The organism is Blastococcus sp. CT_GayMR19 (genome assembly GCF_004570385.1).
Lineage (GTDB): Bacteria > Actinomycetota > Actinomycetes > Mycobacteriales > Geodermatophilaceae > Blastococcus_B.
This window is the reverse complement of record NZ_SPQL01000002.1, coordinates 474,568-485,289: the sequence shown is the minus strand read 5'-3', so window position 1 is coordinate 485,289 and position 10,722 is coordinate 474,568. Positions and strand designations below refer to the sequence as shown.

The window sequence follows — 10,722 nt, the reverse complement described above, 5'->3', positions numbered from 1 at the left end:
CCCGGTCCGTGCCGGAGACGCCGGCCGGGGCGCCGTGACCGGCCGGACGTCGGCCGCGGCGGGGGAAGCGACCCGTGCCATGGCCGGGGAAGAGGCAGGGGAGGACACGGAGGTGCGCGCCGCCTCGGCCGCCCACGCCGCGGCACCGTTGCGCGCGGGCGCGGTGACCCGGGCCCGCGCGGGTGCGGCCGAGGCCAGCGGGGAGGAGAAGTCGGACGGCGCCTCGTCGCGGGCGTCGTCCGAGGACCGGGACGCGGCGGGCACCGGGACGGCGGGCCGGCCGGCCGGCTCGGAGGCGACCTCGGCCACGTATCGCTCCGTGGCGAAGAACCCGAGCACGCCACCGGAACGGACGCGGCGCACGCCGACCACGCGGGCGGTGGGGCCGAACTGTTCGCGCGCCGCGGCGATCGCATCGTCGCGCGTGGCGGCCTCAACGGATCGCAACGGCACCGCTCACAACTCCCAGCGATTCGATCTGCGCTGTCCGGGACACCTCGGCGTAGGAGATCACCGGAAGCCGGGGAAGGACCTGGCGCATCAGGCGCGAGAGGGCCGCGCGGACCTGAGGGGAGCACACCAGGACGGGGGAGAGGCCGGAACGTTCGGCCTCCTCGAGCATGCCGCTGCAGCCGTGCACGAGGGCGTCGATGCCAGCGGCGTCCAGGGCCAGCACCAGGCCGGCGTCCGTCGGCCGGATGGACTCCAGGAGCCGCTGCTCGAAGCCCGGCTCGAGGGTGAAGACGTGGAGGCGCTCGTCGGGTGTCACGTACGGATGACTGATCGCCGGGCCCAGGGCCGCCCGGGCCGCCTCGACGAGACCGTCGAGGTCGGGGGACGACTTTGCACGTACAGAGAGTGCCTCGAAGATGCGCACCAGGTCCCGGATCGACACACCCTCTTCGAGCAACGCGTGCAACACGCGTTGCACCTCTCCCAGGGTGAGCAGGGTGGGGGTCAGTTCCTCCACGACGATGGGGTGCGTGCGTCGCACCATCTCCACGAGGAGCCGGACGTCCTCGCGTCCTAGGAGGTCCGCGGCGTTCTGCCGGACGACCTCGGCCAGGTGCGTGGTGATGACCGAGGAGCGGTCGACGACGGTGGCGCCGGACATCTCCGCCTGACGCTGCAGCTCGACCGGGACCCACTTGGCCGCCAGTCCGAAGACCGGCTCCCGGGTCGCCTTGCCGGGGATGCCGTCGAGGTTGTCGCCGATCGCCAGGACGGTGCCCGCCGGCGAGATGCCCTTCGCGGCGGGGACGCCGTTGAGCCAGATGACGTACTGCGAGCCGGGCAGGTCCAGGTTGTCCCGGGTGCGGACGAGCGGGATGACCAGGCCGGTCTCCATGGCGACCTTGCGGCGCAGGGCCTTGACCCGGTCGAGCAGGTCGCCGCCGCGGGCGGTGTCGACCAGCTCCACGAGGTCGAACGCCACCTCGAGCTCGAGCGGGTCGACCCGCATCTTCTCGGCGATGGCCTCCGGGGAGTCCGGCTTCGGCTCGTTGTCGGCGGCGGCCGCCGCGGCCTCCGCCTCCTCGTCGACCACCGGCGTCTCCGACATGCGCGAAGCCATGATGAGGAAGGCGCCCCCGATGATCAGGAACGGCAGCTTGGGGAGACCGGGGATGAGGCACAGCGCGATGGCCGCGCCACCGGCGATCCGCATCGGCTGCTTGAACCGCCCGAGCTGCGCGAGCAGGTCGGTGCCCATGTCGCCCTCGGTGGCCGAGCGCGTGACGATGATGCCGGTCGCGGTGGACATCAGCAGGGCCGGGATCATGGAGACCAGGCCGTCGCCGACGGTCAGCAGCGAGAACGTGGAGACGGCCTCGCCGGGCTCCATGCCCCGCTGCATGACACCGATCGCGAAGCCGCCGATCAGGTTGACCAGCGTGACGACGATGCCGGCGATGGCGTCGCCCTTGACGAACTTCGACGCACCGTCCATCGAGCCGTAGAAGTCGGCCTCGGCCGTGACCTCGTGGCGGCGCTTGCGGGCCTGGTTCTCGTTGATCAGGCCGGCGTTCAGGTCGGCGTCGATCGCCATCTGCTTACCGGGCATGGCGTCGAGGGTGAACCGGGCGCCGACCTCGGCCACACGGCCGGCACCGTTCGTGATGACCACGAATTGCACGATGGTCAGGATCAGGAAGATCACCAGACCGACGACCAGCGAGCCGCCGATCACGAAGTGCCCGAAGGCCTCGATGACCTTTCCGGCGTAGCCGTCGGTGAGCACCAGCCGGGTGGAGGAGACGTTCAGCGACAGCCGGAACAGGGTCGCCACGAGGAGCAGCGACGGGAAGACGGCGAAGTCCAGCGGCTTCTTGATCTGCATCGCGACCAGCAGGATCAGCAGCGAGGCCGTGATGTTGATCGCGAGCAGCATGTCGATCAGCGCCGCCGGCAGTGGCACGACCAGCATGAGGACGATCGCGACGACGCCGATGGGGACGGCCATCTTCCCCATGCCCTTCATGCGCCCGTCCTCGGGAGGCAGGACAGGCGGAGGGTCACCCGTTCTTCATCGGCAGCCCGGTGGCGGGGCGGTACCGGCCGCAGCGGGACCGCGGCGCGGCAGCGGGTACCGCGCCGCAGCGGGAACTCGCTACGGCGGTGCGGCACCGGCGCGCCACCGGGACCGCGGTGCGGCACCGGCGCGCGGGGTCGGTCACCGTCAGGGGACAGGCGTCGCCCGGCGTCGTCCGGCCTTGGGCAGGCCCTCGAGCTCCGGTGGCTCGAAGCCGGGCCGGTGGAAGCCGCCCTTCACGCCGCGCGCATCCAGGTGCATCACGAACGCCAGCACGCGGGCGACCGCGGTGAACAGCTGGGCCGGGACCTCCTGGCCGAGCTCGCAGGAGGCGTGCAGGGCACGTGCGAGCGGGATGTCCTGGACGAGGGGCACCCGTGACGCCGAGGCGATCTCGCGGAGCTTGGCGGCCACCTCGCCGGCGCCCTTGGCCACCACCTGGGGGGCGCCCTTCTGCGGGTCGTACTTCAGGGCGACGGCGACGTGGGTCGGGTTGACCAGGAGGACGTCGGCCTCGGCGACGTCGCTCATCATCCGGTTCCGGGACATCTCCATCTGGATCCCGCGGCGGTGCGCCTTCATGTGCGGGTCACCCTCGGCCTGCTTGTACTCCTGGGTGATCTCGTACTTGCTCATCTTGAGCGTCTTCATCATCTTCATGCGCACGACCACGTAGTCGGCGACGGCGATGACGAGGCCGGTCACCGCGACGACCCGGAACATCAGGATGGCGGAGTCGCTGAACGTCGACGCCACCGCCGAGAGCGGCAGCGCGCCGGCCGAGGAGACCAGCGCCTGCGCCCGGTCGCTCGTGATGACCACGACGGTCCCGAGGGCCGCCGTCTTGATGAGCGCCTTGACCGCCTCCCAGAGGCCCTGGGTGCCGAACATGCGCTTCATTCCCGGGAAGGGGTTGATCTTCTTCAGCGTGGGCTTCATCGACTTCGTGGCGAACGTGACTCCGCCCTGGGACGCCGACGCGGCGGTACCGACCACCATCATCCCGACGGCGGTGGGGAGCACCGCCGTGAGGAAGGCGGTGAGTGCCTGACCGAGCAGCACCTGCACCTTCTCGGTCTCCGGCTGTGCCGCCACCGCACCGACCTGCACGAACAGCTTCTGCACCTCGTCGAAGGCGTCGCTGACGAGCATCGGCAGCAGCGCGCTGGCGGCCGCCACGCCCAGCCAGGTGCCGAGCTCCTGCGTCCGCGGGATCTGCCCTTCCTTGCGCGCCTTCTTCAGGCGCTGGGGAGTGGGCTTCTCGGTCTTCTCACCACCGGGACCGTCTTTGGACATGTCAGCCGCTCTTCAGCGACATCATGGCGCGGGCACCCTGCTCGAGCAGGGCGTCGAGGGCCGGCGGCAGCAGCGGGAACGTGAGTCCCAGCATCGCCAGCGTGAGCATGATCTTCACCGGGAACCCGATGGCGAAGATGTTCAGGGCGGGCGCGGCCCGGCTGAGCAGCGAGAGCGCGACGTCGGCCAGCAGCAGCACCGCCACCATGGGCCCGGCGATCTGCAGGGCCGCCAGGAACATCATCGAGAAGGCGGTCATGATCACGGCGGCGAGCTGATCGGTGGGGACGTCGCCGCCGACGGGGAGACCCACGTAGGAGGTGGCGAACCCCTTGACGATCAGGAGGTGCCCGCCGCTGGTGAACAGCAGCGTGATCGCCAGCAGGTAGTGCAGGCGGCCCACGTTGGAGTTCTGCGTCATCGCCAGGGGGTCGTAGGCCGGCTGCAGCGAGAAGCCGCCGGTGACGTCGAGCAGGTCGCCGGCCATCTGCACGGCGGTGAACAGCAGCTGGACGACGAAGCCGAGCCCCGCGCCGATCACCACCTCCGTCACCGCGGCCACGACGAGGAAACCCGGGGTCGGCTCGGGCAGGGACGGGGCGATCTGGGTCGAGAGCAGCAGCGACAGCGCCATCGCGAAGGCACCCTTGACCGGTGCCGGGATGCTCCGTGAGTTGAACGGCGGCGCCAGCAGCACGAAGCCGGTGGCGCGGGCCACGCCCAGCAGCAGTGCCGCGAGGGTGGCTACCGGGACCTCGAAGTCCACCGGTCAGGTCCGGTCGAGCAGCCGCGGCAGCGAGTCGAACAGGCTCTCGGTGAAGCTCACCAGCTCGGAGAGCACCCAGTTGCCGGTGACCAGCAGCGCGATCGCGACCGCGATCATCTTGGGCACGAAGGACAGCGTCGGTTCCTGGATCTGGGTGGCCGCCTGGAACACCGAGATCAGGAAGCCGACCAGCAGGGCGGTCAGCAGGATCGGGGCGGCGACCTTCGCGGCGACCATCATCGTCTGGGCCGCGATCTGGGTGACGTCGGCGTCGCTCATCAGCCACTACCCCCGTAGGAACCCACGAGGGCTGTCGTGATCAGCGCCCAGCCGTCCACCACCACGAACAGCAGCAGCTTGAACGGCAGCGACACGATGGTCGGCGGCACCATCATCATGCCCATCGCCATCAGCGAGGCGCTGACGAGCATGTCGAGCACCAGGAACGGGATGAAGACGACCAGCCCGATGATGAAGGCGCTCTTGAGCTCGGAGAGCACGAACGCGGGGACCAGCGTGGTCATGCTGACCTGCGTCGGGTCGGCCGGCGCCTCCTCGCCGGAGAGGCCGATCATCAGCTTCAGCTCGTCCGAGCGGGTGTTGTCCAGGAGGAACTCCCGCAGCGGGACGACGCCCGAGTCGTAGGCCTGCGAGACGGTGATCAGGCCGTCCATGTAGGGCTGCACGGCGATGTCGTTGATGTCGGAGAGCACCGGGCCCATGACGAACAGGGTCAGGAACAGGGCGATGCCGGTGAGGACCTGGTTGGGCGGCGAGGACGGCAGCCCGAGTGCGTTCCGGGTCAGTCCGAGCACCACGATGATCTTGGTGAACGATGTGCAGAGCAGCAGCACCGACGGCGCCACCGAGAGCACCGTGATCGCCAGGATCAGCGTGATGGACGAGCTCGGGGAGCCGTCGCCGATGGAGATGTCGACGCCGCCGTCCACGACCGGCGCGACCGGGGCGACCGGCGCGGTCGGCGCCACCGGGTCACCGGGCGCCGCGGCGGCCGGGCCGGCGAGCACCAGGGCGCCCACCGTGCAGAGCAGGGCGAAGAGGAGGACGAGGGCGGCGCGGCGCCGCAGGACCGGGCCGGCCGCCCGCGGGAACGGGTGCGCGGTCGCGGTCATGACCGGCGAACCGTCCGCTCGCGCAGCTGGTGCACGAAGGTGCCCCACCCGTTGCGGTCGAACACCGATCCGGCGAGCGCGCCTGACGTCGACCGGGCGGCGAGGCCCGGGGTGCCGAGTGCCGGGCCGGCCTCGCCCGCGCCCAGCCGGACGGGGCCACGCCGCTCGCTGAGGGCGAGGTCGATCGTCTCGGCGTCGACCTCGGCGAGCAGGGTCACCTGCTCCTCGGTGGCCCCGACGACGAGCACGATGTCGGCGATGCGGACGACGTTCACCGTGCTCGTGCGGCCCATGCGCTGCCGGGCGACGACCTCGATGAGGCCGTTGCCCTGCCCGAGCCCACGCTTCTTGGCCAGCCGTGAGGCGTAGAACAGCACCACGGCGATGAAGCCCAGGCACAGGATCAGCCGGATGATCATCCACGTCATGCGGACAGCTGCCCCAGCTCGGCGGCGGCGTCGGTGACGATCTCGCTGATCCGCAGGCCGAAGTCCTCGTCGACGACGACGACCTCGCCGCGGGCGATGAGCGTGCCGTTGACCAGCAGGTCGGCGGGTGCGCTGGCCGCGCGGTCGAGCTCGACGACCTCGCCGGGGTGCAGCGACAGCAGCTCCTGCACGGTCATCCGGGTGCGGCCGATCTCGACGGTCACCTCCATGGCCACGTGGCGCAGCAGGTCCAGGCTGCCGCGCTGCGTGCGCGTCGCCGGCAGGGTGACCTGCAGGGCGAAGGTCGCCTGGTGCTCGCCGTCGGCCAGCAGCGGGACGGCGACGAACATGCCCTTGTCGCGCAGTCCGTCCAGGGCCGCGACCGGCTCCTCGACCCGCTCCGAGGCGACGCGCACGCGGCCGAGCGTGGCCGCGGCGGCCTCCAGCGCGGGGCGCAGGGCGGCCGCGATGTCGAGCCGGCCGACGGGGGAGTTGTTGAGCGCCTCGACGACGTCCGCGGAGATGACCAGCACCATGTCGCCGCTGACCTCGCCCGAGAGCCCGGCCGACACGGCGGAGGCGGCACCCGGGGGCAGCGGGACGGTGTCGGGGTCGCTGACGGGAGCTCCGGGGACGAGCGCCACCATGGCGGGGACCAGGGACGCCGCGGCGCGCGCGGCGGCCGTGACCACGGCGGAGACGGTCTGGGAGTCCTGCGACGAGTCGGTGCGGGGCGTGGTCATGCGGTGTCCTTCGCGGCGGCGTACGGAGTGGGGACGATGGCGGCTGCGAGGCGGCGCCGGTGGTTGCTGGCGATGGCGTAGGCGAACGTCACGTCGTTGGTCGTGACCTCGAGGGGGCTGTCCGGTGGATGGCGCAGGAGCAGGACGTCGCCGACCGCGAGGGAGAGCAGGTCGGCCGACGACACGGTCAGCGGTGCGAAGCGGACGCTCACGTCGACGGGCACCAGGTTCAGCCGCTCGGTGAGCGCCTCGGCCGCGCGCCTGCGCTTGGCCAGGGCGGTCTCCGACAGCTGCGGGGAGGCCGCGTTGTTCAGCGCCGACGCGAAGGAGGAGAACGGCAGGACCAGGGTGGCCTCGCCCTCGCGGCTGCCGACCGACATGTCGAACGTGGCCACCATGACCGTGTCCGACCCCGACGCGGCCTGGGCCAGCTGAGGGTTGTACTCGAACCCGTTCAGGGCCGGCTGGATCTCGGTGATGGTGGCGAACGAGGTCGCGAACTCGTCGAGCAGCCGGCTGAGCAGGTGGTTGGTGATGGCGGACTCCATCGCCGTCATCGGCCGGTTCGGCTGCTCGGCCCGGCCGGAGCCGCCCAGCATGTGGTCGACGATGGCCATGGCCATGTCCAGCGGGTAGGCCAGCAGGCCCTTGCCGGCGAGCGGCTCCAGCGTGAACGTGGTGATGAAGACGGGGTTGGGCAGCGTCGCCAGGTAGTCGTCGTAGGCGAACTGCTCGATGCCCACGAGCTCGAGACGGGCGCCCGCCCGGAGGAACGTGGTGAGGATCGTCGTCGCCTGACGGGCGAACGCCTCCTGCGCGATCTGCAGGACCCGGACGTGCTCACGGGAGAGCTTCGTCGGCCGGCGGAAGTCGTAGGTGCGGGGCTCTCCGCGCCGGCTCCGGCCGGCGGAGCCGGCGACGGGGGCGGGGGTGGCGGGCGCAGCGGCGGTCGGCGCCGGGGCTGCGGTCCCTGCCGCCGCCTCGGGCGTGGGGGCCGCCGGTGCCGGGGCCTCGGGCGCGGGGGCCGGAGGCGTGACCGGGGACGACTCCTCCGCTCCGGCGGGGGCCGGTCCGGTCTCGGGGGGCTGGGTCACCCTCCCCTCATCGGCGGAGGGTGGGCCCACCCTGACCGGCGGCGCCGGAGCGCCGCCGGTCGTGGGGAGAGATGTGACGGATGGTGCCGGGGATGCCTGCGACGTGATGGACGGGCACGGTCCGGGGACCGTGTCCCACGGGACTACTGGGTCACGTACTCCGTGTAGTAGATCCCCATGACCTCGCCGTGGTAGGCCTCGATGATCTTCTCCTCCAGGGCCTCCTTCAGCGCGTCGCGGGCGCCGGTGACGTCGGCCGGCTGGGCCTGGGAGAACGTGGAGATGACCAGGTCGGTCGCCTTGGCGCCGCTGGGGCCGGTAGCGGCGCCGTGGCCCCCCTCCTCGCTCGCGACCAGCTGGAGGGCTAGCCCGACCTTCAGGTAGCCGCCGCCGGCCAGGTTCACCGCGACCGGCTCGAGCGACAGGACCTCGCCCGCCACCGGCTCCTCGGCCTCTGCAGAGCCGGTGAACAGGAAGAAGTACGCCGCGCCCGCGGCCGCCAGGAGGACGACGAGCACGATCAGGATCAGCTTCTTCTTGCCGCCCTTGACCGGCGCCTCGTCGGTCTCGGGGGCCTTCTCTTTGGTGCTCATGGCGTGGCTCCTTGGTGTGCGGCGTCGATGCCCGGCAGCAGGCCGTTGGCCTCTGCCGAGGCGGTGGACAGGACGACGATGTCGACCCGGCGGTTGACCGACACGGCGGTCGGGTCGGTCTCCGGGACGAGCGGCCGGGTGGACGAGTAGCCGGTCGCGGACATCCGCGGCTCCGGCACCCCGTTCCCGGCGAGGTGGCGGAGGACGGTGCTGGCGCGGTAGCCCGACAGCTCCCAGTTCGACGGCCACGGACCGCCGGCCGAGACCGGGAAGTGGTTGGCGTGACCCTCGATCCGCAGCACGTTGGGCAGCGACGTCAGGCTGGGCGCGACGGCGTCCAGGATCTGCCGCCCCTCGGGCCGCAGGACGGCCTCCTCGGCGTCGAAGAGGACGGCGTCGGCCACGATGTGGACCACCAGGCCGCGCTCGTCGATCTCGTACCGGGCCGCGCCGTCGTGACCGGCAGCCTTGAGGGCGGCGTCGATCCGGTCGCGGGCCTCGGCGAGCTCGTCGTAGGCGACCGCGGCCTCGGCGGCCACCCGCTCGGCCCGCTCGGCGGCCGCCTGCGCAGCGGCCTGGTCGACCGCCGCCTGCTCGACGTCCTGCGCCGGGCCGATGGCGTTCTTGATGTCCACCGGCAGCTGGCCGCCGTCGAGGACGCTGGGTTCCTGCGCGGTTCCCTGGACGACGCTGATGGGGCCGCCGAAGCTCGACGCCAGGCCGCTGGCCAGCTCCTCGAACTTGGCCTTGTCGACCTGGCTGATGGCGAAGAGCACGATGAACAGCACCATGAGGAGGGTGACCATGTCGGCGTAGGACACCAGCCACCGCTCGTGGTTCTCGTGCTCCTCCTCCTCGTGCTTCTTCGGCCTTCTCCGACCGTGGCCGGCGCTGCTCACGCAGCTTCCTTCTGTTGTTCGCTCGGCGGCACCAGCGAGGTGAGCTTCTGACGGACGGCGCGGGGGCTGGTGCCGGCCTGGATCTCGGTGATGCCCTCGACCAGCAGTTCCATCTGCGCGGCCTGCACCTCACTGATCCGCAGGATCTTCGCGCCCATGGGCAGGAAGAAGAAGTTCGCGCTCAGGACGCCCCAGAGCGTGGCGATGAAGGCGGCGGAGATCATCGGGCCGAGCGATCCCGGGTCGTTGAGGTTCTGCAGCACGTTGATCAGACCGACGACCGTGCCGATGATGCCGATGGTCGGGGCGTACGCGCCCATGCCCGCGAAGAACTTCGCGGCCACCTTGTCCTCGCCCTTCTTGGCCGCGATCTCGGCCTCCAGGACGGCGCGCAGCTCCTCGGGGTCGGTGCCGTCGATGCCCATCTGCAGGCCGCGCTTCAGGAACGGGTTGTCGATGTCCTTGACCTGCGCCTCCAGCGCGAGGAGGCCCTCCTTGCGGGCCTTCTCGGCGAGACTGACCAGGATCGCGATCTGGTCGGTCACCGGCGGCACCTTGGCCGGCAGGATCGCCAGCTTGAACCAGGCGGGGATCTTCTTGGCGTCGGCCATGGTCGAGCCCGCGATGGCCGCGCCCAGGGTGGCGACGAGCACGAGGATCATCGCCGGCAGGAAGAAGATCGCCATGGGGTCGGAACCCTCGAGGATCATGAAGGTGAACAGCGCGGCGACCGCGACTGCCATCCCGATCAGAGTGGCCGGATCCATGGGTCAGCGCTCCTCGCGGCTCGGGAACGGGACCACGGAGGAGACGACGGTGGTGTCGGCCTCAGCGGCGGGGGCGCCGTGGTACTCGCCCCGGTCCATCTCGTAGGAGGTCGCGAGGATGCTCGCGCGGAACTCGCGGATCTCCTGCAGCACCTCGTGCACGCTCTCCTTCACCACGTACTTGGTGCCGTCCACGAGGAAGGCGACCGTGTCGGGGTGTGCCTCGACCCGCTCGATCAGGTCGGGGTTGAGCGCGAACCGCTCTCCGTTCAGGCGCGTCACACGGATCACGGTCGGTCCTCTTGCTCGATGGGGCCCGGAGCGGGCGGGATCTTCACTGTTCACATCGGCTCACCTGCGTCTTCCCTTGAGCCGAACCGGTCGCTCCCGCCCGCGTGGCGGGCGACGCGGGACACGCGAACGGCCCGGTCACCCCCGCGAGGGGTGACCGGGCCGCCCGGTTCAGCTTTCGG

12 protein-coding genes and 1 pseudogene are annotated in these 10,722 nt (G+C 71.2%); all 13 read right to left on the bottom strand.

Annotated features, from left to right (window positions below):
* A pseudogene (locus E4P39_RS05045) lies at positions 1-453 on the bottom strand (hypothetical protein); the annotation flags it as partial.
* Positions 434-2,479 (bottom strand): flagellar biosynthesis protein FlhA, encoded by a 2,046-nt coding sequence (gene flhA, locus E4P39_RS05040; protein WP_135135255.1) that lies wholly within the window; start codon positions 2,477-2,479, stop codon positions 434-436. The gene flhA and the pseudogene E4P39_RS05045, both read right to left, overlap by 20 nt.
* Positions 2,480-2,677: 198 nt before the next feature.
* Positions 2,678-3,826, bottom strand: coding sequence for an EscU/YscU/HrcU family type III secretion system export apparatus switch protein (locus tag E4P39_RS05035; protein WP_135135254.1), 1,149 nt, complete (start codon positions 3,824-3,826; stop codon positions 2,678-2,680).
* Position 3,827: 1 nt separating this feature from the next.
* Entirely contained in the window at positions 3,828-4,592 is a 765-nt protein-coding gene (fliR, locus tag E4P39_RS05030; RefSeq protein WP_135135253.1) for a flagellar biosynthetic protein FliR, read from the bottom strand.
* 3 nt (positions 4,593-4,595) lie between these two features.
* The gene (gene fliQ, locus E4P39_RS05025; RefSeq protein WP_135135252.1) at positions 4,596-4,871 is read right to left on the bottom strand and encodes a flagellar biosynthesis protein FliQ; all 276 of its coding nucleotides are present in this window, start codon (positions 4,869-4,871) and stop codon (positions 4,596-4,598) included.
* Positions 4,871-5,725, bottom strand: a complete 855-nt coding sequence (gene fliP / locus E4P39_RS05020) for a flagellar type III secretion system pore protein FliP (protein WP_135135251.1) — start codon at positions 5,723-5,725, stop codon at positions 4,871-4,873. The genes fliQ and fliP overlap by 1 nt, the downstream gene beginning before the upstream one ends.
* Positions 5,722-6,153 (bottom strand): flagellar biosynthetic protein FliO, encoded by a 432-nt coding sequence (locus E4P39_RS05015; protein ID WP_135135250.1) that lies wholly within the window; start codon positions 6,151-6,153, stop codon positions 5,722-5,724. The genes fliP and E4P39_RS05015 overlap by 4 nt, the downstream gene beginning before the upstream one ends.
* Positions 6,150-6,896, bottom strand: coding sequence for a flagellar motor switch protein FliN (fliN, locus tag E4P39_RS05010; RefSeq protein ID WP_135135249.1), 747 nt, complete (start codon positions 6,894-6,896; stop codon positions 6,150-6,152). The genes E4P39_RS05015 and fliN overlap by 4 nt, the downstream gene beginning before the upstream one ends.
* Positions 6,893-7,990: a flagellar motor switch protein FliM gene (locus tag E4P39_RS05005; protein WP_135135248.1), complete on the bottom strand. Its 1,098-nt coding sequence runs from the start codon at positions 7,988-7,990 to the stop codon at positions 6,893-6,895. Before E4P39_RS05005 ends, fliN begins: the two co-directional genes overlap by 4 nt.
* Before the next feature lie 143 nt (positions 7,991-8,133).
* Positions 8,134-8,583 (bottom strand): flagellar basal body-associated FliL family protein, encoded by a 450-nt coding sequence (locus E4P39_RS05000; RefSeq protein ID WP_135135247.1) that lies wholly within the window; start codon positions 8,581-8,583, stop codon positions 8,134-8,136.
* Complete coding sequence (locus E4P39_RS04995; RefSeq protein ID WP_135135246.1) at positions 8,580-9,482, bottom strand: flagellar motor protein MotB; 903 nt, start codon at positions 9,480-9,482, stop codon at positions 8,580-8,582. The genes E4P39_RS05000 and E4P39_RS04995 overlap by 4 nt, the downstream gene beginning before the upstream one ends.
* Positions 9,479-10,249, bottom strand: a complete 771-nt coding sequence (locus tag E4P39_RS04990) for a MotA/TolQ/ExbB proton channel family protein (protein WP_135135245.1) — start codon at positions 10,247-10,249, stop codon at positions 9,479-9,481. The genes E4P39_RS04995 and E4P39_RS04990 overlap by 4 nt, the downstream gene beginning before the upstream one ends.
* A 3-nt stretch (positions 10,250-10,252) precedes the next feature.
* Positions 10,253-10,540 (bottom strand): flagellar FlbD family protein, encoded by a 288-nt coding sequence (locus E4P39_RS04985; RefSeq protein WP_135135244.1) that lies wholly within the window; start codon positions 10,538-10,540, stop codon positions 10,253-10,255.
* Between the last annotated feature and the right edge of the window lie 182 nt (positions 10,541-10,722).